The organism is Pseudarthrobacter sp. CC4, assembly GCF_048957775.1.
In the GTDB taxonomy this organism is placed as follows: domain Bacteria; phylum Actinomycetota; class Actinomycetes; order Actinomycetales; family Micrococcaceae; genus Arthrobacter.
This window is the reverse complement of sequence record NZ_JARCCZ010000028.1, coordinates 1-22,356: the sequence shown is the minus strand read 5'-3', so window position 1 is coordinate 22,356 and position 22,356 is coordinate 1. Positions and strand designations below refer to the sequence as shown.

At 64.0% G+C, this 22,356-nt stretch carries 19 protein-coding genes and 1 pseudogene; 11 read left to right on the top strand and 9 right to left on the bottom strand.

Going from position 1 to position 22,356, the window contains the following annotated elements; all coding sequences use genetic code 11:
• Positions 1 to 16: 16 nt before the first annotated feature.
• Positions 17 to 634 carry a YdeI/OmpD-associated family protein gene (locus PV768_RS18065; RefSeq protein ID WP_421093757.1) on the bottom strand — a complete coding sequence of 206 codons (618 nt, stop codon included), beginning with the start codon at positions 632 to 634 and terminating at the stop codon, positions 17 to 19.
• A 107-nt stretch (positions 635 to 741) separates the two neighbouring features.
• Here PV768_RS18065 and PV768_RS18060 point away from each other — a divergent pair, with 107 nt between their 5' ends.
• From PV768_RS18060 to PV768_RS18035, 6 genes are all read left to right on the top strand, one after another.
• Positions 742 to 1,473 (top strand): VOC family protein, encoded by a 732-nt coding sequence (locus tag PV768_RS18060; RefSeq protein ID WP_421093756.1) that lies wholly within the window; start codon positions 742 to 744, stop codon positions 1,471 to 1,473.
• A gap of 93 nt (positions 1,474 to 1,566) precedes the next feature.
• On the top strand, positions 1,567 to 2,106 hold the full coding sequence (locus PV768_RS18055) for an NUDIX hydrolase family protein (protein ID WP_157239255.1): 540 nt from the start codon (positions 1,567 to 1,569) through the stop codon (positions 2,104 to 2,106).
• Positions 2,107 to 2,194: 88 nt separating this feature from the next.
• Entirely contained in the window at positions 2,195 to 3,172 is a 978-nt protein-coding gene (locus PV768_RS18050; RefSeq protein WP_323057692.1) for a DUF6707 family protein, read from the top strand.
• A gap of 83 nt (positions 3,173 to 3,255) precedes the next feature.
• Complete coding sequence (locus PV768_RS18045) at positions 3,256 to 3,984, top strand: SRPBCC domain-containing protein (protein ID WP_323057693.1); 729 nt, start codon at positions 3,256 to 3,258, stop codon at positions 3,982 to 3,984.
• A gap of 46 nt (positions 3,985 to 4,030) precedes the next feature.
• Complete coding sequence (gene tgt / locus PV768_RS18040; protein ID WP_421093755.1) at positions 4,031 to 5,380, top strand: tRNA guanosine(34) transglycosylase Tgt; 1,350 nt, start codon at positions 4,031 to 4,033, stop codon at positions 5,378 to 5,380.
• A 42-nt stretch (positions 5,381 to 5,422) separates the two neighbouring features.
• Positions 5,423 to 6,172, top strand: coding sequence for a dienelactone hydrolase family protein (locus tag PV768_RS18035; protein ID WP_157239260.1), 750 nt, complete (start codon positions 5,423 to 5,425; stop codon positions 6,170 to 6,172).
• Positions 6,173 to 6,433: 261 nt separating this feature from the next.
• Here PV768_RS18035 and PV768_RS18030 read toward each other — a convergent pair whose 3' ends face one another.
• The 5 genes from PV768_RS18030 to PV768_RS18010 all read right to left on the bottom strand — a co-directional run bounded on the left by PV768_RS18030 (position 6,434) and on the right by PV768_RS18010 (position 12,359).
• Positions 6,434 to 7,741: an MFS transporter gene (locus PV768_RS18030; protein ID WP_323057695.1), complete on the bottom strand. Its 1,308-nt coding sequence runs from the start codon at positions 7,739 to 7,741 to the stop codon at positions 6,434 to 6,436.
• Complete coding sequence (locus PV768_RS18025; RefSeq protein ID WP_157239263.1) at positions 7,734 to 9,191, bottom strand: FGGY-family carbohydrate kinase; 1,458 nt, start codon at positions 9,189 to 9,191, stop codon at positions 7,734 to 7,736. The genes PV768_RS18030 and PV768_RS18025 overlap by 8 nt, the downstream gene beginning before the upstream one ends.
• A 27-nt stretch (positions 9,192 to 9,218) precedes the next feature.
• The gene (locus tag PV768_RS18020; protein ID WP_421093754.1) at positions 9,219 to 10,007 is read right to left on the bottom strand and encodes an SDR family oxidoreductase; all 789 of its coding nucleotides are present in this window, start codon (positions 10,005 to 10,007) and stop codon (positions 9,219 to 9,221) included.
• Between the two features lie 99 nt (positions 10,008 to 10,106).
• Positions 10,107 to 11,522 (bottom strand): FAD-binding oxidoreductase, encoded by a 1,416-nt coding sequence (locus tag PV768_RS18015; protein WP_421093753.1) that lies wholly within the window; start codon positions 11,520 to 11,522, stop codon positions 10,107 to 10,109.
• 309 nt (positions 11,523 to 11,831) lie between these two features.
• Positions 11,832 to 12,359, bottom strand: coding sequence for a glycerol-3-phosphate responsive antiterminator (locus PV768_RS18010; protein ID WP_421093770.1), 528 nt, complete (start codon positions 12,357 to 12,359; stop codon positions 11,832 to 11,834).
• Positions 12,360 to 12,669: 310 nt separating this feature from the next.
• Between PV768_RS18010 and PV768_RS18005 the strand changes: the two genes are divergently transcribed.
• Positions 12,670 to 13,542: a hydroxymethylpyrimidine/phosphomethylpyrimidine kinase gene (locus PV768_RS18005; RefSeq protein WP_421093752.1), complete on the top strand. Its 873-nt coding sequence runs from the start codon at positions 12,670 to 12,672 to the stop codon at positions 13,540 to 13,542.
• Between the two features lie 146 nt (positions 13,543 to 13,688).
• Here the strand turns inward: PV768_RS18005 and PV768_RS18000 are convergent, their stop codons facing one another.
• Together PV768_RS18000 and PV768_RS17995 are read right to left on the bottom strand one after the other, a co-directional pair.
• The gene (locus PV768_RS18000) at positions 13,689 to 14,963 is read right to left on the bottom strand and encodes a serpin family protein (RefSeq protein WP_321216210.1); all 1,275 of its coding nucleotides are present in this window, start codon (positions 14,961 to 14,963) and stop codon (positions 13,689 to 13,691) included.
• A gap of 355 nt (positions 14,964 to 15,318) precedes the next feature.
• Positions 15,319 to 16,713, bottom strand: a complete 1,395-nt coding sequence (locus tag PV768_RS17995; RefSeq protein ID WP_157239271.1) for an MFS transporter — start codon at positions 16,711 to 16,713, stop codon at positions 15,319 to 15,321.
• Between the two features lie 345 nt (positions 16,714 to 17,058).
• On the opposite strand from PV768_RS17995, the gene PV768_RS17990 reads away from it, so the two are divergent.
• From PV768_RS17990 to PV768_RS17980, 3 genes are read left to right on the top strand one after another with little or no spacing between them, the layout of a single operon-like run.
• On the top strand, positions 17,059 to 17,727 hold the full coding sequence (locus tag PV768_RS17990; RefSeq protein ID WP_157239273.1) for a response regulator transcription factor: 669 nt from the start codon (positions 17,059 to 17,061) through the stop codon (positions 17,725 to 17,727).
• On the top strand, positions 17,724 to 19,175 hold the full coding sequence (locus PV768_RS17985) for a HAMP domain-containing sensor histidine kinase (RefSeq protein WP_323057702.1): 1,452 nt from the start codon (positions 17,724 to 17,726) through the stop codon (positions 19,173 to 19,175). The genes PV768_RS17990 and PV768_RS17985 overlap by 4 nt, the downstream gene beginning before the upstream one ends.
• Positions 19,168 to 20,178, top strand: coding sequence for a TAXI family TRAP transporter solute-binding subunit (locus PV768_RS17980; RefSeq protein ID WP_421093751.1), 1,011 nt, complete (start codon positions 19,168 to 19,170; stop codon positions 20,176 to 20,178). The genes PV768_RS17985 and PV768_RS17980 overlap by 8 nt, the downstream gene beginning before the upstream one ends.
• A gap of 110 nt (positions 20,179 to 20,288) precedes the next feature.
• Here PV768_RS17980 and PV768_RS17975 read toward each other — a convergent pair whose 3' ends face one another.
• Positions 20,289 to 21,803: a helix-turn-helix domain-containing protein gene (locus PV768_RS17975; RefSeq protein WP_421093750.1), complete on the bottom strand. Its 1,515-nt coding sequence runs from the start codon at positions 21,801 to 21,803 to the stop codon at positions 20,289 to 20,291.
• 149 nt (positions 21,804 to 21,952) lie between these two features.
• Between PV768_RS17975 and PV768_RS17970 the strand changes: the two are divergent.
• A pseudogene (locus tag PV768_RS17970) lies at positions 21,953 to 22,356 on the top strand (isocitrate lyase); the annotation flags it as partial.

The following is a 22,356-nucleotide window of genomic DNA, read 5'->3' as shown; positions in this document are numbered from 1 at the left end:
CGACACTTGGCGCTACTTAGTTGGGGGCGGGCGGCGTGGTGGGGGCGGGACGCTTCTTCTGCGGGTACGGAGCCTCGCCCCGCGCCAGCACCTCCACGAACCCGGCAATCCGCCGTTCCCGGGTGGCGGCCTGCACAGCGGAGTTGACCCGGTAAATCAGGGCGAACCGATTTGTCTTGGTCAGGACGTCGAACATCGCCTGGGCGGCGGGAACCGCGGCAATGGCGGCGGCCAGGTCCGCGGGAACTTCGGCCACGGCCTGCCCGCCGTATGCGTTTGCCCAGCGCCCGTCAGCCTTCGCTGCATTCACGGCCGCCCACCCGGCGTCGGTCATCTTCCCCGCTGCATCAAGCCGCGCCACGTGGCCGACGTTCCGTGCCGACCACGGGCTCCTCCGGGTCCGGGGCGTCATCCGCTGGAGCGACGAGTGCTCATCACGGCGGCGCGTCTGGCCATCGATCCAGCCAAAGCAGAGTGCCTCGTCCAGTGCGGCGGCGTAGTCCAGTTCCGTCACGTTTCCGCCCTTTTTGTGCAGGACCAGCCACACGCCGGGGCTGGTGCTGTGGTTCGCCTCGAGCCAGTTGCGCCATGCCACCGCGTCCGGCAGCAGCAGTTCCTCAAGTTCAACGGCCATGCCCCCTATTGTGCTCCTGCAGCCCGCCGTGACAAGCGCCGAGACACCCGCCGGCCCACGTGGCAGTATGGGCCCTAAGCGTCCCGTTCCGACCCGAAGGACAAGCCATGCTCCGCGTCCGCCCCCTTCATTTCACCTCCCGGCCCGACTCCTGGGACACGCTCCTCACGGCGTTGGGCATGGTCATTACCGAGAACGACGCCGGGTGGCGGGTTTTTGACGCCGGCTCCGGCCGCCTCGCCCTCCACACCGTCCCCGCAGGCGCCGCGGAGGACGGCACCACAGCACTGGCGGTGGAGGTGGGCGACCTTGCGGAATTCGCCCGCCGGACCAATCTCGCGGCAGAGGAGGACGGCGCCGCCCCCGCGGAACTCGTCACCGCGGACCATGGCGAGGCCTGCAGGATCACGGCCCCCGACGGGTTCACGTTCCTGGCGGACAAGGCGTCCCACTTTGCGCAGTGCGCGGACGCTGACCCGGCGCTGGCCGTCGCCGGGGTCTGGTTCACCGAGGATCCCGCCGCCGCCGCCCGCACGCTGCAGCACATCGGGGCGCGCCCGCGCCCCGTTCCGGACCAGGACGACACTGCCGACTTTTCCACCAAGAACGGCGGTGTCCTGCTGGTGCGCCCGGCTTCAGGACCGGCACGTTCAGGCCTGGGCTTCGAGTACGACGGCGCGCTGGAACCCCTGCGGGAACGCCTCGCCTCGGCAGGTCAGCAGGTCAGCCTCACGGAGGAAGCGTTCGGACGCACCCTCCATGTAGCCAATCCCGACGCGGGCGGGCCGGGCCCCGGGCACGTACCGGCCACCCTCTGGATCGCCGGGCGCCACGGGTGACAGGCCGCGCCGGGACGACAGCCCGTGCCGACGCATTCCGCCGGCAGCTTAGCCTCGCCCTGCCAGCGGGGTCCCATGGGGTAGAACTTAACCATGAACGTGCGCACTCCTGACCCGAACCCCGGCTGGCTTTCCGAAGAAGACCTCTTTGAGGCGCGCGGGCGGCTGCCCATGGTGTACGTGGAAGCAGTGCCGGTGAGACTGGACCCCCTGGGCTTCGTGAATGAAGTGGGAACCCTGCTCCAGGCGGACGAGGACGGAACCATGGTCCGGTCCCTCGTGTCGGGCCGCGTCATCTATCGCGAAACCATCCGCGCCGCCCTGCTGCGGCACATGGAAAAGGACCTGGGACCGCTGGCGTTCCCGCAGCTGCCCATCAGCCCCGTGCCGTTCACGGTGGCCGAATACTTCCCGGCGCCGTCCCAGACCGGCTTCACCGATGAGCGGCAACACGCCGTGTCGCTGGCCTATGTCATCCCCGTGACCGGTGAGTGCGAGCCCCGCCAGGACGCCCTGGAACTGACCTGGATGACCCCCGCGGAAGTCCTCAGCCCGGGCGTCCAGATGGAGTTTTCCGGCGGCCGCGGTGCCCTCATCCGCCAGGCCCTGGCCTTCGCCGGGGTGGGCTTCTGACACCCCGGCAGCAAGCTGGGGGTCCCCGATTTTAAGGGCCCGCCTTTGTAGACTGTAGGGCGGACCGCAAGAGAACTTAAGGACTCCCATGACCGAAACACCAGCCGCCCGTCACCATCTTGAACAGCAGGCTGGATCCCTGACCACCGGCAGCCACATTGTCCTGCCCGACGGCGGGCGGACAGCGGAGATACACCAGGTTGAGCTTGAACGGGACGATTTCGGGGCGCCCGCGATGGTCCTCGCCAGCCTGTCCGGTGGCGGTACCCTCCGCATCGCGGTGGGCACCACGGTCACGGTGCTGGCGCAAGGGTCCCCGGCAGCGGGAGACGTGCCGCAGGAGCAAGCCAAGCAGCCCGGCGAAGAGCCTGCCTCCGCTGCCGCCGTTCCCGCCGTCGTCGTACCTCCCCTCCCGCCGGTCCCGCCCGCGGTGACCGGTCCCAGCGAAGAGGACCTGGCACTGATTCCCGCACCTCAGGGCACTCCGGAATCAGTGGTGGAAGCCGCGGCCGAAACGCACCCCGACGCCCAGGGCGTGTTGCTGCTGGCGGACCGGCTGGCCAAGGGCGTCAACTTCAAGTCCGGCAGCTGCCTGAAGGACCTGAGCGACCTCGCCCACGAACTGTTCATCACCCTCAAGGATGCCGACGGTGCACTTGCCGTTGCCGACCTCCTCAATGTCCTGCCCTTCGACGGGAACCCGGGGCGGTGGGCGTCCGTGGAGGCATCCCTCGCCCTGTCCAGCTACATCTGCCGGCAGGACGGACAGGCGGAGCGGGCCGAGGTTTACGAAAAGCTGATCCGGACCCCGGAAAACCAGGAAACGGATCCGTTCAAGGCCAGGATGGCGGCGAAGGTCCGGCAGCGCTCGCTCAACGAGCCCAACCTGTACGACAAGGAAATCTTCCGCTCCATCGACAACTCCAACCACGACGCCGAGCGCGAATGGCGCCTCCTGCGGCTCGAATCCCTGCTGTTCCTGCGCGCCCACGGGGGCTCGGAAACCATCGGGATGGGCGAACTCGAGCGGCGGATCAGCAACGAGCTGGAAGCCGTCCGCTCCTGACGCTGCCCAACACCCCGGACAGGGTGCCCGGTTAGGTAATTTGCCCCTTCCCGGCATCCGGCCGGAGTTGTACATTCGGGGCTATGACCAACAATCTGAGCGTAGTGATCAACGCCGACGCGCCGCAGGTCTGGACCATGCTGCGGGAACCGTCCAAAGTAGCCCAATGGCATGGCTGGCAGGCTGAAGACCTGGACGCCGAGATCAAGGAGATCTACTTCTCCGGTGACGTTGAGGAGTCGCCGGACCACACCAGTCTCACCGTTCACGGCGGGGACACTTTTGAACTTCACCCCGAGCCCAATGGAACCCGGGTCAGCGTGACCCGGGGAGCGATTGACCACGATTCCGAGTGGGCCGCCTGGGACGAGGACATCACGCAGGGCTGGCTCACGTTCCTCCAGCAGCTCCGCTTCGCCCTGGAACGCCACCCCCACGGCAAGCGCCACACCCTGTTCCTGCACCTGACGGAAGGTCAGGGCTCAGCGATCGAGAAGCTCGGCCTGGCGGATTTGCCGGCACCGGGTGAAAGCTACCAGCTGACATTGGGGACCGGCGAGAAGATCAGCGGAAAGGTCTGGTACCGGACCAGCCACCAGGTGGGTGTCACGGTGCACGACTACGCGGAACACGGCGAGGGACTCCTGGTGGTGGCCGACCATCCCGCCATCAAGGACGTGCGCGAAGAGGGCGAAGGGTCCCTGGTCATCGCCTCCACCTACGACCTTGGCGCCGCAAGGCTGGACGCCATCCGCTCATCCTGGGATGCCTGGCGGGCCGAGCACTACCCCGCATCGGAACCGGTCAGCTGACCGGCCCGGTTGCCGGGACGGGGCTGGTTGCTGGCAGACTTGTACGGTGCCAGCCAACCCTGCCCCAGCTCCACACCCTGCCGACGCCCCGTTTGAACCGGGCCCGCGCACTGCCGGCGATGAAGCACGGTCACGGCAGTCGGAGTTTTCCTTCCGGGTAGGCACGCGCCTGGCCGAGAGCTGCCCGCCGTCCGCCCCGCAGGAGGCATCCAACGGGGGCCGGTTCCTGGGACGTACCGGCACCATCTCCACGCCCCACGGCACGATCCAGACCCCGGCGTTCATTGCCGTGGGAACCAAGGCCACGGTCAAATCCGTGCTGCCCGAGGCCATGGCGGACCTGGGGGCGCAGGCGCTGCTGGCCAACGCCTACCACCTGTACCTGCAGCCCGGTGCGGACATCCTGGACGAGGCCGGCGGCCTGGGCGCGTTCATGAACTGGCCGGGGCCCACGTTCACGGACTCGGGCGGATTCCAGGTGATGAGCCTCGGCTCGGGGTTCAAGAAGGTCATCGACATGAAGACTGTTGCCGCCGTCGGCGCGCCCGGACCGGACGACGCGGTGGCCCCCGGCAAGGAGCGCCTGGCCCATATTGACGACGACGGCGTGTGGTTCAAGAGCCACCTCAACGGCGACCGGCACCGGTTCTCCCCCGAAATCTCCATGCAGGTCCAGCACCGGATCGGAGCGGACATCATGTTCGCCTTCGATGAGCTCACCACCCTGCAGAACTCGCGCGGCTACCAGGAGGAGTCCCTGGAGCGCACCCGGCTGTGGGCGCTGCGCTGCCTTGAGGAGCACTTCCGGCTGACCTCCTCCCGGGCAGGCAAACCGTACCAGGCCCTGTTCGGCGTGATCCAGGGCGCGCAGTACGAGGACCTGCGCCGGAAGGCGTGCCGGGACCTGGGCGCCATGCCGTTCGACGGTTTCGGGATCGGCGGGGCGCTGGAGAAGGAAAACCTGGGCACGATTGTCCGGTGGTGCAACGAGGAGCTGCCCGAGGACAAGCCCCGGCACCTGCTGGGCATCTCCGAACCGGACGACATCTTCACGGCCATCGAGAACGGCGCGGACACCTTCGACTGCGTCTCCCCCACCCGGGTGGCCCGCAACTCCGCGTTCTATACGCCGACCGGCCGGTACAACCTCTCCGGCGCCAAGTACAAGCGGGACTTCGGCCCGCTCCAGGACGGCTGCGACTGCTACGCGTGCACCAACTACTCCCGGGCATACATCCATCACCTGTACAAGGCCAAGGAGATGGTGTCCGCCACGCTGATCTCCATCCACAACGAGCGGTTCGTGGTGAAAATGGTGGACGACGCCCGCCTGGCCATCGAGGACGGCACCTTCTTCGACTTCAAAGCCGACACCCTGGCGCGGTACTACGGGTAGCCAGCACGCCGCCGTCGGAATTGCGTCCGATATCCTGACCCCATGCTCATTGAAATCCCAGCCGCGGAAGGCACCGCGGAAGCCTTGGTGGCCCGTCCGTCCGGCGGCGGCGGGCCGTTCCCCGGCGTGATCCTGTACATGGACGCCTTCGGCCTGCGCCCGCGCATCGAGGACATGGCGCAGCGCGTTGCCGGCTGGGGGTACGTTGTCCTGGCCCCGAACGTCTTCTACCGGGACGGGACTGTTGCCGAGCTTGCCCCGAAGGGGGAGATGACCACCCCGGAGGGCAGGCAGGCAGCCGGCCAGGCGGCGTTCCCGCGGATTGGCCGGCTCACCGCGGACAAGGCGCTGGCGGACATCGATGCCTGGGTTTCGGCGCTCAGGGCGCTCGACGGCGTTGCGCCGGGTCCCATCGGCACCTTCGGCTACTGCATGGGGGCCAGGCTGGCGGTGCGCACCGCAACGTCCCACCCGGAGGCGGTGGCGGCATGCGGCGGCTTCCACGGCGGCGGGCTGGCCACGGATGAGCCGGACAGCCCGCACCTGCGGCTCGGAACGGCCAGAGCCGAGTTCGTGTTCGGCCACGCGGACCACGACCGGAGCATGGACGCCCAGGCCGTGGCCCGGCTGGGGAAAGCCCTGAAGGCTGCAGGACTTAAGGCATCCAACGAGGTCTACCGCGGAGCATCCCACGGCTACTCCATGGCGGACACCTCGGCCTTCCATGAAGGAGCCACGGAACGGCACTTCCGGGAGCTGCGCGCCCTGCTCGACCGGACGCTGAAGGGCTGACGCCACCTCACTGCGCTCACAGCGGCCTCCAACCGGGCCATCAAAACCCGGCGGTCTCACCCGACCAGGAAGCGGGGGGGGGGGGGGGGGGGGGGGGGGGGGGGGGGGGGCCGGCGGGGGGGGGGGGGGGGGCGGGGGCCCCCCCCCCCCCGCCCCCCCCGGGCGCGCCCCCCCCCCCCCCCCCCGCTTCATGACCCGGTGACGGCGGGCTAACCGCAGGTTCCCCAAAACCTTTGGTTTATCGCCACTGGCAGGACCAAGCTAGCTGGCCGCCTGCAGCTCTTCGTCCGCGTTCGAACTCTCAAGGTCGTTGCGCCTCTTCATCAGAACCGCAAAGTAGCCGGCTGCCAGCGCCCCTACCAGACCGATGCCTCCGGTGACGGCAAAGAAGAAGTTGTTGGCGCCTGCCACGTTGTCGCCAAAGGCAGTGTAAATGGCGCTGCTGATCTGCGGAATAACAATGTCTGGAAGATAGCCGACAAATGAGATGATTCCGATCGCGATGCCGGTAGCGGCCACGGGTACGCGGCAATCATCCAGGAGGGACCAATAGATTCCACGAATTACGTACATGAACAGTCCCACCAGTACGACCAGGACGTAGACGGCGCCGACGCCCCAATTGCCGGGGATGAGAGCGAGTCCGATCAACCCCACAGCTGCAACGACCATGGAGATCGAAAGAACACGCGCTTTGCCGAACTTATCGGCAAGGTACCCGCCCCCGAAGCCGCCGATGGGACGCATCCACAAAACGATGACAGTCACCACACCCGCGCTGACCGGGGTGACAGCATGATTGACGTCGAGGTAGCCCGAGAAGTAATAGTGGCCCCAAAACAGGGTGTACCCGCAGAACAAGACCACAGTCATGACCCACACTTCACGGATTTTCAAGATTCGTCTTACTGCGGCGATCGTCGACTCAGCGGGCTCGCTGACCAGGTCCGGCGTCTTACGCTCACTTTCCGACAACGCAAAGAAGACGAGTATCGCAACCACAACCAGAACTGCACAGTACATATACACCACGCCTTGGAACCCGGCTTTGGTGTTTTCGATGTTCGATCCGTTACCCACAAAGAATGCGAACACGCCTACCGCAATGCTGGCCAGAATGGCTTCGACTAAACCTCGCCCGCCGTCCAGGGCTCCAAAGTACTTGCCTTCCTCGCTCTTATCCGCCAGCAGGCTGACGGTCTTGAGAATCGCACTCCAGAAGGTGAAGACCGTGGCGAAGCCCCAGATCAGATACACGTATACGAGCATGGACTTATCGGGGATCTGCGCATAGTACAACCCGGTCGCTGCCGTGAGGAGCAGTGAGAATGTGATCAGGTACCTGACAGGGATCTTATCCGCCAGCCATCCACTGGGAATATAACCCACGACAAATATAATGCCGAGCATTGAGTAAAGCCCCGATAGTTCCGAATTGGACAGGCCAAAGACCTCTAGAATGGTCGACTCAAAGTTCTGGCGAAGGTATACGAGTGGATAAATGGATCCAGCGGCGAGAATAAGCAAAGCTAGCTGAATAATCTTCTTTGATTTGCCTAGCTTAGGCATAAGAGGTGTCTCCTTGGTTGTCTAATAGGATGCGGTGGGTCTTTTCCAGGATGGCGTCTGTTTGGGCCGTGATCTCCGCCGAGACGGAGCGAAGTTGTTGATACAGCGCGACATTGGCGGGATTGGGTTCGAACCGATCCCTGCGCCGAACCATGTGCGAAGAAGCCTCATCAAAAGAGGGGTAGACACGGCAAGCCACCGCGACGCAGATCGCAGCGCCTAGTCCAGCCCCATCACGGACCACGTTTCTTTCAACCGGAATATTGAAAACGTCCGCGAAGATCTGCATGCATAGATCGCTTTTTGAACCGCCGCCCGAAAGAACCAGTGTTTCGATGCTGGCTTCCCGTTCGGACAGCATCGCATCCATGTTCGTTTTCATTGTGAACGCTATTGCTTCAAGGACGGCGCGGTACATATGCGCGTATCCATGACGTTCATCGAATCCGATGAACATCCCTTTCTTGTATGGCTTGTTGGGAGGTGCCAGCCAATCGAGGACACAGAGCAGGCCCTCACTGCCCGCAGGAACGGTTGATGCCAAGCCATTGAGGTATTCCTCGCTGCTCACCCCGGCCTTTCCGGCGGCGTGGGTTATTTCGGCCCCAAGCAAGTTTCGCAACCACGACACCGTCCACATTCCACGACGAATACCGGCACTTTCGTAGATATAGCGGTGTGGCTGGGATGCAAAATTCGAGAAGTAGCTCTTAGGTTCGGCCACAAAATCGTGTCCCAGGATCATGCCTGCAATGTAGGTCCCCAAGGACACCAGACCTGTCCCCTCGTCGCGGAGTCCGGAACCGAGAGCCTCGGCAGCTTTGTCGTTGGCTGTATGGACAACAGGGATACCCTGAGGGATTCCGGTGTCGGCGGCAAAACCGGCGTTGACGTACCCGCCAATTTCGCCAGGCATCTGCAGCCGATACAGCATGTTGTGCGGCACCTTGAACGAGTCGAATCGTCCCTGATCGCTGAACCAGTTCCAGGTTTGACCGTCCATTGGCCACGGGCCGATGTAGTTGGCCGCGGTGTCAGTGAACTCCCCTGTCAGCCGGGCCATGAGGTAGCCGGAGGCCGTGGTGACGTAAGCGACATCGTCGTTGCTGTGCTCATATGCCTCGGACAGTCGACGGTCCATCCAGCTTTGCACTGGTTCGGCAAGGGTGCCGTCGCTGCGAACCAGGGCGCGGCAGCACCGAATGGTGCATAAGCCGACGCCGATAATGTCGGCAGGGTTTCCGGTGAACGCCTTCATTACGCGGCTGGCTGCTGCGACGATCGAATCGTAAAGGTCATCGTTGGGATGTTCGGCGATGCCAGGCCCCGGCGTTGACATCGGTTCCAGGGACTGGCTTGCCTCACACACGATCCGTCCATGTGTATCAAAGATGACTACCTTCGAACTTTGCGATCCCCCGTCGAGTCCGATGATGTACTTGGTGGTCATGGTTCGTGTCCTAATCTGCTGAAGGTGTTAGCGCACCAGGTAGCCGCCGTCGACGCTCAGGATGTGACCATTGACGTAGTCAGATGCTCGGCTGGCAAGAAATACGGTCGCTCCCATGAGGTCTTGCGTCTGCCCCCAGCGGTTGGCGGGGATATGGTCCAGGACTCGCTGGTTGGTCTCCGGGTTTGCCCTGGTTGCCGTGGTCAGTTCGGTGGCGTAGTAGCCGGGCGCTATTCCATTGACCTGGATACCGAATTGCGCGAGTTCATCGCAGTAGGCTTTCGTGAATCCCGCGATGCCGTGCTTCGTTGCTGCGTAGGCTGGCGACCACTGGCCGCCAAGGAAAGTGAATACGGAGCAAATGTTGATGATCTTGCCGCTGCGCTGCGGGACCATGTGTTTGGCGCACTCATGTGACATCTCGAAGGCGGCGGTGAGGTTCAACGCCACCATTGGATCCCACTGTTCACGGGTGTATTCGAGGACGTCAGGCTCGTTGATGCTGCGGCCCGCGCAGTTGACCAGAATGTCGACGCTGCCGAATTCCGATATACAGGCGTCAACCACTTTTTTAGGGTTTCCGGCGACTGTGATATCCGACATGACGTACGCATATTTAGCTCCGGCAGCCTCCACCATGGCTCCCGTTGCGCCGTCGTCAGGCATGATGCTTGCCGCCAGAACATTCGCTCCAGCTTTCGCCAGCGCAAGGCTGAACGCCTGACCGAGCCCTGTGTTTCCTCCGGTGACAATGGCATTCATGCCTTTGAGTGAAAAGAAATCCATCTGGAAATCTGTGATGCTTGCTTCGGACACGTGCACTCCTTTGTGTGTCTTGAACCAGGCCCGGCTCGGCAAGGGTGTGGGCAGGACTGCACCCACCCTTGCCGCGCTGGCCGAGACTGTGCCTATACGTCAGAGCGGAAAAATGGTTCCGCGGTTCATGATGCCGTTCGGATCGAAGGCAGATTTAAGGGTCTCCAGCATGTAGAGCGACGACCCATATTCCTCGGCGAGGAAGTGCGTCCGATGCTTACCGACGCCGTGGTGGTGGCACATGGAACCACCATGTTTGAGCGTTTCCTCAACAATGATGTTTTGGATGGGGTCGTGGTAGGTGGTGCGTTCCTCAGTGGGTTCCACGTCGATCTTGTAGTAGTAGACAAAGTACATGTTGGTGCCATTGAGGTAGCTGTGGCTCGAGTGGCCGCCCAGCAGGCTGAAATCCGCGGACACCTCTTTACGAATCCTGGCAATGGCGCTCTCGTAAATATCGTTAATTACGCTCCAGTTGCCGGAGACTTCTGTTGTGAAACCGTTGTTCAAGGTCTCGCGGATTTCGATTCTTTCCTCTTCGATCTTGGAAACGTCCCAATTCAAATTATTGAACCAATCTTCAATGAGTGAATCCTCGACACGTTCTGCTGAATCGAATGAGGAAACAATCTCTTCAATTGCGGCCCCAGTCGCATCCGCGATGCGCTTTGGCCCCTCGGCCATAAAGATCAATACGCAGCGGCCGTCGGAGAAATGCTTGAAGTGGTAGAGGCCGTCTTCTTTGTCATATAGCCGCGCGACCGAGGGGCGATACCCCTGGGTCACAACTTCCCGAAGGATTTCGAACCCGGTCTTCATATCGTTCAAGAGGTAGCCGTAGAACCTGTTGTTCTCGGGGTAGTAGCGGAAGATCTTGACGCTTACTTCAGTGATGAAGTTGAGTGCGCCTTCATTTCCGATGACCAGGTGTCGGATGTCCGGTCCGGCCGCGCGGCGCGGAACGTTTTTGATGCGGCAGATTTCGCCGTTGGGGAATACGGTCTCTACTCCGATCAACATGTCCTCGATGCCGCCGTAGAGAGTCGAGAACTGGCCGATGGAACGGGTGGCAACGAGTCCGCCGAACTGGGCGAGAGGCTTCGACTGCGGCGAATGTCCCGTGGTATAGCCGATTGCTCGGAGCTCATTTTCGAGGTCCTCCAGGCAGACACCGCACTGGACAGTCGCAATCATGTTGTCGGTATCAATGTTGATGATCTCGTTCATGGTCGACCCATCGAGCACGATGGAGTTTTCGACCACTGTTTCGAGACCGCCTTCTGTTGCCGACCCTCCGGTCTTTGGCACGACGTTCACGCCATATTCGTTGGCGAATTTCAGAACTGCGGAAACTTCCTCAGGGGTGCTGGGTCGTACCACCGCTGCCGGCAAAGGCAGCGAGTATATTCCGAACACGTTCTCGACTTTGTAGTACCTGTCCACACTGTTTTCTTTCAGTGTCTGCTCGTCGGTTATCACTCGCGCACGGCCAAGGATGTCGATGTAGGCATTCACGATTTCTTCGCGCGTTAGGGTTGTCAATTTAGCTGATTCCATTCGTTCTAGCGGTATCGGTTTGCTTTGGCTCTTGCACTGCCTGCCCTGCAGGCGGAAGGCACAAAAAAAGAGAACAGCAATCCCCTGATATTTGGGGTCGCTGTTCTCTAGTGTTTAGCAACTGTCATTGGCTTGCGCCGTGACCGTTATTTAGTTTTTGGTTGTGAGAGAGCGTAGCACAGGGACGCGGACCTGGCCAGAGGGAGGCTGGTGGGCCTGGACACCGCTGACGTGAGGAGTCCTGACTTGAACCAGAATACCGGCAGCCTACATCAGCCATACATCGCGGTTGGACGACGCAACTGCTGTGGCGCCAGCACCCAGGGCACCAATGACGTCTTCCTTGTCGCACACCAGTCCCCCCGCGATAAGGGGGAGATCAGTGTCTTCACGGATCCAGGAGATGACCCGGGGCATGCACCCTGGCAGGATCTCGATGGCGTCCGCTCCGGACAGGCTGACCTGCTTCGGCAGATTGTTGTAGCTGAAGGAATCGATGAGGAAGAGACGATGGATTGCCAGGAGTCCCGCGGTCTTTGCAGCCCGGACTATGACGGCCTTTGAGCTTAGGACTCCGTCCGCCCGCGTGTTCGCCTTGAGGAAATCGACAACAACCGGCTTGCTGGAAAAACCGTCAAGCAGATCAACATCGACGAATACAGTCTTTCCTGCAGCTTTCAGGGTCTCCACGATTCGGCGAATGCTCATAACAGACCCAAAGAGCACAAAAACTACTGGGCAGTGAACGCCCAGGACCGCTCGTAGCCCGTCCTCATCCTTGATGCTTGGGATCACGGGGTGATCTGTCAGCACTGCGGTAATCCGTGCTGAAGCTCCAGTCGCACGGCCGCGCTTCGTCGTTGATTCTGCCACTGCTTTTCTCCTGTGCTAAAAGAACCCATCCATGACGAGCCCCCCTACCGAATGGTACGCCTTTGGACAGGCCTGGCAATGCTCGCCTCTGGCCCGCCCACCGCGGGGTATGGATGGGCGGTTCCCTGGCCGCGGGGCAGCTGCGTTTGCAGTACGGCCTTCGTCGCTGTACAGCGGCACAAAGGTACAGCGGCACAAAGACGCGGCCGACGGCGGATGGCAGGATGGTGCCATGACTTCCGTTTCCGTTGCCGCACCCCGGCCCGTCACAGCTCCCGCAGTCGTCCTGACCATCGCAGGCTCCGAAGCAACCGGCGGCGCCGGCGCCCAGGCGGACCTGAAAACCTTCCAGGAACTCGGCGTCTTTGGCATCGCCAACCTCACGTGCATCGTTTCGTTCAACCCGAACGACAGCTGGAACCACCGGTTCGTACCGGTGGACCAGCAGGTGATCGCGGACCAACTGGAGGCGACGACGGCCGCGTACGGTCCGTCGTCGTCCGCTCCTTCGGAGCCCGGACGTCCGGTGCTGGACACGGTGAAGATCGGCATGCTGGGCAGTCCCGCCACCATCGCCACAGTCGCTGATGCCCTGGCCGCCGGCCGGTTCGAAAACGTGGTCCTGGATCCGGTGCTGATCTGCAAGGGCCAGGAGCCCGGGCACGCCCTGGACACGGACCACGCGCTGAAGGCGCAGATCCTTCCGCTGGCCACCTTTGTCACGCCGAACCACTTCGAGGCCGAGTCGCTGTCCGGCCTGGATATCACGGACGTAGAGTCCCTCAAGGCCGCGGCCATCCGCATCTATGAGCTCAGCGGCGCCGCCGTGCTCGCCAAGGGCGGGGTGCGGCTGGAAGGCCCGGACGCCGTCGACGTCTTCTATGACGGCGAGACCCTTGAGGTCCTCAGCGCGCCCAAGGTGGGTGAGGTGGCGGTTTCCGGTGCCGGCTGCTCGCTGGCCGCGGCTGTGACGGCGGAACTCGCCAAGGGCGCCACACCGCTGGAGGCTGCCCGGACGGCTAAGGAATTCGTCACGGCGGGCATCCGCAACCGCGTGGCGTCAGGCGCCCCGTTCGATGCCCTGTGGCAGGGCGGAGCCCGCTAACCGCCACCCCGGACCCTCTCTCACTTAATGCGCGTTTTTCCGCAACCCTCTTGCACCTAGTGCGAGAGGGTTCAGGATTTTCCCGCATTAGCTGATAGAGCGTCTGAGGTCGGGGACGGTGGAGAGGGCAGGCCCGGGGCGCGCGCTCACCTGGGATCGGCCACTGTTCCCATAAACAGCGGCAGTCCGGTTTCAACGTGGACGATCTGGTAGTGGAACGGCCGGTCGAACTCGATGGTCCGCTCAGGCTGCGGCGGGGCGCTGGTGGCCATTCCGTTGATCTGGGTTACCGCGGCGGCAATGGTGCCCTTTTCGGCCACGGTGATGTTGGCAGCCTGGGCGGCCTGGGTGATCATCATCTGCGGCTGGATGTTGTTGAAGTCCTCCGTGGTGCCGAGCATGTTCTCCAGTCCCAGCGCCCCGAAGACCTTGCGGAGGTCAAAACTGGACCTGTGGTCCCAGCGCGGCAGCTGGATCTGGACTGATTCGGGCCGGGCAATATCGAACGTGTCCGCGATTTCCGTCAGTTTCTCCGCGTCGAAGGCCGCTCGGGCGCGACTGTCACGGGAAGCGGCCGTGCCGTCGGGAGCGGCCGTCTCCGCGGGCAGGACCAGCCGCATGACGAAACCGTCGGCGTAGGGAAGGTCCACACCCTGCCAGCCGGCACCTTCCGCATATTTCATCGTGAGTTCGTTGTGCATGGCAGGCACCGCGATTTCCTCGCCCGCGGCTGTCGTGAACGGCAGGTCGGAGGTGGCGTTCGGATCGAACGGTGCGCTCCAGGCGGCGGCGAAGTACAGCGAGTTGAGCAGGCTGAAGGTATTGTCGGGGTCGTATTCCGCCGGGGCCTCCTTGATCCGGCCGCCGGTGTTCCTGCTCACCCACGCATCTATGGCGGGCTTCGTTGCTTCTTCGTCGCTGAAATCCACGGGATACACCCCCGATCCATAGTGCCGGGCCAGTGTGTCCAGGAAGGACCGCCCGGTAGGCACGTCCTTGTCGACGAAAAGCCCGTTGGCGGAGTGCATGACCGGTTTCCGCGGCGGGTTGTCCTCATCCACTGCGCCGGGGTCGCCATCGAACTTTTCCAGCGAGCGGAGGACCGAGTTCATGGCCTCGTCGCGCTTCTCAAGGGGGAATTGCAGGACGCTGTCCATCTCGGCCGCGGTCCCGCCGGTGGCACCCGCGCGCAGCATGGCGAGGGCAATCAGCAGGCTCCCGGGCGAGGACACGACGTTCCCGTTGGCGCCGTCGCCGCCGTCGGCCAGCAGCGCCTCGCCGAGGACGAACGCGGAAGCCCGGAAGGAGCGCAGCTCAGCGGCGTAGTCCGCGCGGTCCACCGAAACCCGCTCGACGCCGTCGGCCGTGAGGAGTTCCGGGGCCGGCGGCCGGGCCGGCGCCGCACACCCCGCCAGTCCCATCAAGGCACCCAGCGCAATTATCCGCTGAAAACGAAACACCTCTGTTGCCTCCCCTGGCATGCCAAAGGCGGGAATCCGCCTCCTCCCAGTGAAACAGCGACGGCGGCGCGTGACGATGCCGGCAGGGTCACGCTTTGCATTCGTTTTGGTCTCGCTCGGCTCGCGGGACCGCGCCGGACCCTCTCTCACTTAACGGTGGAAAACCCGGGACCCTCTCTCACTTTCCTGAAGAAAGTGAGAGAGGGTCGAAGGAAAATCCACATCAAGTGATAGAGCGTCCTGGCGAGGCGGGCGGACGACGGCGGGCGGGCACCCGCCGTCGTCATCAGTCCTGCCGCGGGTGCGCCTCCGGGAGCTAGACGCCCAGCAGGTCCTTGTCCTTGTCGCCGTCCTTGCGCTCCTGCACCCACGCGTGGCCCTGTTCCTGGTCCAGGTGGGTTGCCTTCTTGTTCTTCAGCGCAAAGATGTACACCAGCAGCGAGAGGGCAATGGCCACGGTGACGTAGGTGAAGAACAGGTCAACCCGCTCGGCCTTCTGGAAGGCTGCGCCGATGAGTGGAACGGTCCCGCCGAACAGCGAGTTGGCGATCGCGTAACCCAGGCCGACGCCAAGGGCACGGATCGAGGCCGGGAACAGCTCGGCTTTCACCAGTGCGTTGATGGAGGTGTAGCCGCCCACGATCACCAGGCCACCCATCATCAGCAGGAAGGCGGTAAAGGGATCCTTGGTGTTGGACAGGGTGGAGAGCAGCGGCCAGGTGAACAGGACGCCGGTGATGCCGAACCACAGGAGCAGCGGCTTGCGGCCCACCTTGTCCGAAATCATGCCGTACACGGGCTGCAGGAGCATGAAGATGAACAGCGCCCAGAAGTTGATCACCGAGGTGTCGGTCTTGGCGATGCCGGAGGTATCGTTCATGAACTTCAGGATGAAGTTGGTGTAGGTGTAGAAGGCCACGGTGCCGCCGAGCGTGACACCGATGCAGATCAGCAGCGGCTTCCAATACTGCGTGAACAGCAGCTTCATGGTGCCGGGCTGGGCAACTCCCGCTTCGGCCGGGGTCTTTGCAGCCTGCACCTGCTCTTCCGAAACAGTCTCTTCCATAGAGCGCCGGAGCCAGAGGACCACGAGCGCCGCGACGCCGCCCAGCGCGAACGGGATCCGCCAGCCCCACTCCGTGAGGTCATCCTTGGGCATGGCATTTTGCAGGATCACCAGGACCAGAAGGGCCAGCATCTGCCCGCCGATCAGGGTGACGTACTGGAAGCTGGAGAAGAAGCCGCGCCGCCTGGACGTGGCAGCCTCGGACATGTAGGTGGCACTGGTGCCGTACTCGCCGCCCACGGAGAAGCCCTGGACCAGGCGGATCAGGATCAGCAGGATCAATGCCCAGACGCCCACCTGCTCGGTGGTGGGCAGGACGGCGATGGCGAATGACCCCGCGGACATCAGGGTCACGCTGAGGGTCAGCGCTGCCTTGCGGCCGTTGCGGTCCGCGTACCGGCCGAAGAACCAGGCGCCGATGGGCCGCATGAGGAACGACGTCGAGAAGACGGCCATCGCTTCCAGGCCCGCCTGGAGGTCGTCCTTCGAGTTGAAGAAGTGGGACTGGAAGTAGGCGGCGAAGACCGTGTAGACGTACAGGTCATACCACTCCACCAGGTTGCCGGCAGAGCCCTTGAGGATGTTGCTGACCGCCCGTCGGGTCTCGGCCGACTCACTCACTGCCGCGGTTTGCTGGGTGCTCATCGCTGAACCTTCCTTGGCTGCGCGGCCCCGGCTATGCGCCCTGGCCCGACTTTCGTGCTGTCCATGGCAGCATTGCTCATGGTTCCTCCTCGACGTTGAACGTCCCCTGGAAGCCCGGGGACCCCACCAAAGCTATTGGTGAGCCAGCGCACAGCCCAAGCGAAAACCGAATTCCTAACACTTCCTTAGGTTTTCCCCGCGGGCAGCGGGTCCAAGGCCGCGGTGCCGGGCAGTGCGACCGCCCCGGGCCGGGCGGAAAACAAGCGAACGGGGTAACCTCCAAAGGCGGGCAGGGGAAATCGCGCCCCTGAAAACGGAAGCCGCCCAACGGAACAGGAACTGGCAATGGATGTGCTGATCGTCGAGGACGACGACGCCATGGCATCCGCCCTCGGGGCGGCCGTGGTTTCCGCCGGGCATGCGTCGGCCAGGGTTTCCCGGGGCGCCGACGCACTCCTGGAGCACCGGCGCTTCGGCGTGATCCTGCTGGACCTGGGACTTCCCGACATGGACGGCCTCGAGGTGCTCCGGAAGCTTCGGCAGGTCACGGACGTTCCCATCCTGATCCTCACTGCGCGCGACGACGAACGGAGCGTGGTCCTTGGCCTCCGTTCCGGGGCTGATGACTACCTCGTCAAGCCCGTAAAGCTCGTGGAGCTCCTGGCCCGGATCGAAGCCGTCACCCGGCGGGCGGGCCGCGCTCCCGGCAACACGCAGCGGCGGATCGTGCTGGGGGAACTCGAGGTGGACCTCGAACGCCGCCTGGCAGTCCTCGGCGCACAGGTACTCCCCCTGACCGCCACGGAATTCGACCTGCTGGCCCTACTGGCCAGCCATGCAGGGTCAGTAGTGACCCGCGAACAGATCCTGGACGCACTGTGGGGCGATGCGTTCCTGGCCTCCTCGCGGTCACTTGACGTGCACCTGACCGGGCTGAGGTCCAAACTGCAGCTGCCGGGGTTCATCATCAACGTCCGCGGGGTCGGCTATAGGGTCGAGGCGGACCCTGCGTGAAGCTCCGTGTCCTCGGGATCCTGAGCATCCTTTCCGTCCTCCTGGTGCTCATCGCGTCCAATGCCCTCCTGGCCTCCGCCAGCCGGGAACTCACGCAGGAACTCCAGATCAACCGGGCCACTGCCCTAAACAGGCTGGCGCAGGTTGCGTTCGACGCCGGCACTGAGGGAGGTGATTCCACCCAGTTGCAGGCCGAAATGGACAGGTACTCGGAGCTCTACGCCGAAGGAGTCCTGGTCCGGCTCCAGCAGGGCACCCTGCGCTCCGGCGGCCTGAGCGAGGACCGGGCAGATGTGCGGAATGCCTTGGCCAGGGCCAGCCTGAACCTCAGTGACACCACACTGGCGCCGCTTCAGCCGTTCGGCACGGGCTCCGAGGTGATTTCCCGCTCGTTTGGAAGCGCCAGCCAGGTACTCGGAGCAGCGGTCCTGGAAGTCAACCAGGACGCTGCCCGGCAGAAACTCCGCGAACGCTGGCTCGGCGTCGGACTGGCCGCGGCGGCGCTCATGGCGATGCTCCTCATCGGCGCGTCCCGGGTGACCCGCTGGGTGCTGCGCCCTGTCCACCGGCTCAATGCCGCCGTCGCCGAACTGGAAACCACCGGCCGCAGCAGCCGGCTACCGGAGGAAGGGCCGCCCGAGCTGAGGGCCCTGAGCCGTTCCTTCACTGCGATGGCACAAAGCGTCAGTGACAGCATCGAAGCGCAGCGCCAACTCATTGCGGACACCTCCCATGAACTGCGCAACCCTGTTGGTGCGCTCCGGCTGCGCGTCGACTTGCTCCAGCTGGAATTGAAGACCGCCCGGGAAAAGGCAGCTGCATCCGCCGTCGAGACTGAGCTCGAGAGGGTCGAGGAGATCCTTGACGGCGTCCTCAAACTCGCCGCCGCCGAACACCGGGCCTTCGAGGATTCCGCCGGCCCACCCGGCGGCGCGCCTTCGCGGCGAGATCGGGGGCCCATTGATCCAGTCCCTGTCCTGCAGGAAGAGGCCGAACGTGCAGGACCTGCCGCGCGACGTGCCGGCGCCTCCATCCATTTCGACAGAACGTCCGGGCAGCCTGCGCTGATTGCCTGCGATGCGGGGGACCTTGCGCAGATGGCCGGGGAACTGCTGAACAACGCGGTCAAATATGCCGGCCGCGCCCGGATATCGGTTGCCGTCCGTAACCTCGGCGCCACCGTGGTGATCGAAGTGTCCGACGACGGGCCCGGGCTCTCGTCCGAGGAAAGGGCATCTGCCACCCAGCGGTTTTGGCGTTCACCGAAGCACCGGGACGTGCGCGGAAACGGCCTGGGCATGACCATCGTCGAAAAGCTGGCCGCGGCCAATGGTGGACGCCTGCTGCTCCGCGAGGCGCACCCGCACGGCCTGGCGGCGTTCCTGGAGTTTCCCCGGGTCCCCAAAAGCGGTCCGGACGCCACGGGGCAGGTGGCTCCGCATGCCTGACTTTCGCTTCAGACCGCCGTCGAGACGCGAAGTCCTCAGGGCCGGTGCTGCCGCAGGGCTCGCGGGACTGCTGCCACCGGCGCTGGCGGCCTGCACCCCGGCGGACAGCCCCGATGCCGTTACCGTTGCGGGCGGCGAACCGGGCGGCTTCTACCTGGAGTTCGCCACCCTGCTTGCCGCGTCCCTGCAGCGCCATGGGGTGGCCCGGCAGGCCACGGCCCTGACCACGGGGGGCAGCCTGGACAACCTCGGACAGCTCATTGCCGGGAAAGCCACGTTCGCCGTCGCCCTCGCTGATGCCGCCGCGCAGAGGGAAGCAGGGAAGAACACGTCCGACGCCGGCATTACGGCTCTCGGGCGGGTGTACGAAAACTACGTCCATTGCGTGGTCCGGAAGGCCAGCGGGATCCGGGGCATCGGGGAGCTGGCCGGCAGGACGGTGGCTGTGGGCGAGCCGGGTTCGGGGACGTCCCTCACCACTCCCCGCCTCCTTGAGGCCGCGGGGCTTGGTTCCGTCGCTGCCGGCGGGGCCGGAGCTGCAGGGCAAGCCGTCACCGTCCTGAACCTGGGCCTCAATGACGGCCTCGCGGCACTGCGTGCGGGGTCAGTGGACGCCCTGTTCTGGTCCGGGGGCGTTCCCACGGCCGCCATCTCTGCTGCCCATGACGACGTGGGTCTCAACTTCCTCGATCTTTCCCTGTTGTTGCCGGCGCTGCGGTCCAGGTACGGCGTCTTTTATGACCGGGTCCTGATCCCGGCGGGCGCCTACGGGGGTGTCCCTGCCGTCTGGACAGTGGGGGTGACCAACCTGCTGCTGTGCCGGAGCGACCTGGACGCCCGCACCGTGAAAAGAACCGTGGAACTGCTGGTGGGCCATGCGGAGGAGCTCATCCCCCGCTCGAGCCTGGGAGTTCAGTTCCTGAGCCCGGATTCCCTGATCAACACGGCCGGCATTCCGTTGCACCCGGCAGCGGCGGACGCTTACCGCGAGCTGCACGGGTGACCCGGTCCTCTCTCACTTAATGCTGGAAAACCCGGGACGCTCGCTCACTTTCCTGAAGAGAGTGATAGAGCGTCCGAGGGAAATCCACATCAAGTGAGAGAGCGTCCGGGTCACGTTCCCGAGTGCGCCTGAAGGAAGCTGTACACCTCGGTTTCGTCGACGCCGGGGAAGGCGCCGGGCGGCATGGCCGCCAGCAGGTGCGAATGGGCCCGGGCGGAGGGCCAGGCGTTGCCGGCCCACTGCGAGGCGAGCTCGGCCGGCGGCCGTTTGCAGCAGTTCGGGTCGGGGCAGGTGGACTTGGCCCGCGCGGTGGTTTCCCGTCCGCGGAACCATTTGACGTGCTGGTACGGCACGCCGATGCTGAGCGAAAACTCGCCGCTGGCTGAACGTTCGGTGCGGGCGGTGCACCAGTACGTCCCGGATGGCGTGTCGGTGTACTGGCTGTAGGCGCTGAACTTGTCCGGAACGTCGAACACTGCGCGGGAAGTCCAGGCCTTGCACGACGGCTGGCCCTCGATGGCGCCGGTGTGGTCCTGCGGGAACGCCACGCCGTCGTTCTCGTATGCCTTGTAGATGATTCCGCTCTGGTGCGTCTTCTGGAAATGGGTGGTGATGCCCAGGTGCTGCGTGGCAAGGTTCGTGAACCGGTGGGCTGCCGTTTCATAGGACACGGCAAAAGCGTCCCTGATGTCCTCGACGGCGATTTCCTTGGCGGCCTTCGCCTTCTGCAGGAATTCCAGGGTTGCCTTTTCCGGCAGCAGGAGCGCTGCGGCAAAATAGTTCGTTGCCACGCGCTGGGCCAGGAAGTCGCCGTAGTTCTTCGGGGTTTCGTGTCCCAGCACGTAGTGGCCCAGGGCCTGCAGCAGGACCGACCGGGGGTCGTGGTCCTGGCGCTGGTTCTGGGTCAGGTAAATTCTGCGGTTCTTCAAATCGGTCACGGAACGGGTGGAATGCGGCAGGTCACCCACGTGGTGCAGGGTGAATCCGAGGTTCTCGGCGATGTCCGCGATGACGTGCTGGCTGAGCGGACCGGTGGTGTAGCCAACGCCTTTGAGGACCCGCTGCGCCTCGGCCTCGTACTCCGGAAAATAGTTGCCGCGCTCGCGCATCATTGCCCGCAGTTCACCGTTCGCCCGGCGCGCTTCCTCGGGGGTGGCCACCTGCTCGTTCATCTTGCGCTCCAGCTCATGCAGCAGCCCCACCTGGGCCTCCAGCACGTCTATCGGAAGCCGCGAGCTGATGCGGATTTTGGGCAAGTCCAGCGTCTCGTAGAGCGGACTGCGCTGGTAGCGTTCGAGCTCGATCTCCAAGGCGGCCCGGCGGCTGGGAGGCTCGGCACCGAGCAGCTGGTCGATGCTGACATTGAGGGCGGACGCCAAGTGCTGCAGCAGCCCGAGCTTCGGTTCCCGCTTGCCGTTCTCGATCAGGCTCAACTGGCTGGGCGCAGTACCGACGGCGGCGCTGAGGTTATCGAGAGTCAGTCCAGCCTGCTTGCGCAGGTGGCGCACGCGGCGGCCAAGGCTGATGACGTCCAGTCCGGCAGACGCGGCGGACGGGGTGGGCGGCGCGGCTTCGCGGTTCCAGCTTCCAGGTGACATTTCTAAAGAATACGTGAAGAAGTGCATTTCTTTCCATCATTTATCTCTAGTAAGCCTCTTGGAAGTGCGGAAAAGTAAGTGTCACGGAAAGAAACACCGCACCGGAAAAGCCGGTGGGAACCTCAACGGCGAGGTTCCCACCTACCCCATCCGGAGCTCAATCAAGGAGATCAACGATGACTGCAGCATTTGAGCCCACCCAGCAGACGCCCGAACAGCAGGCCGCCGCCCTGGAGCTCGAGTGGGCCGCCAACCCCCGCTGGGAAGGTGTGACCCGGGACTACTCAGCTTCCGACGTCGTCCGTCTCCGCGGCCGCGTCTCCGAGGAGCACACGTTGGCCCGCCGCGGTTCGGAGAAGCTGTGGAAGCAGCTCACCGAGGAGCACAAGACCGGCGGATACACCAACGCCCTGGGCGCGTTGACCGGCAACCAGGCCGTGCAGCAGGTCAAGGCCGGGTTGCGGGCCATCTACCTTTCCGGCTGGCAGGTCGCAGCGGACGCGAACAACTCCGGCCACACCTACCCGGACCAGTCGCTTTACCCGGCCAACTCGGTTCCGACGGTGGTGCGCCGGATCAA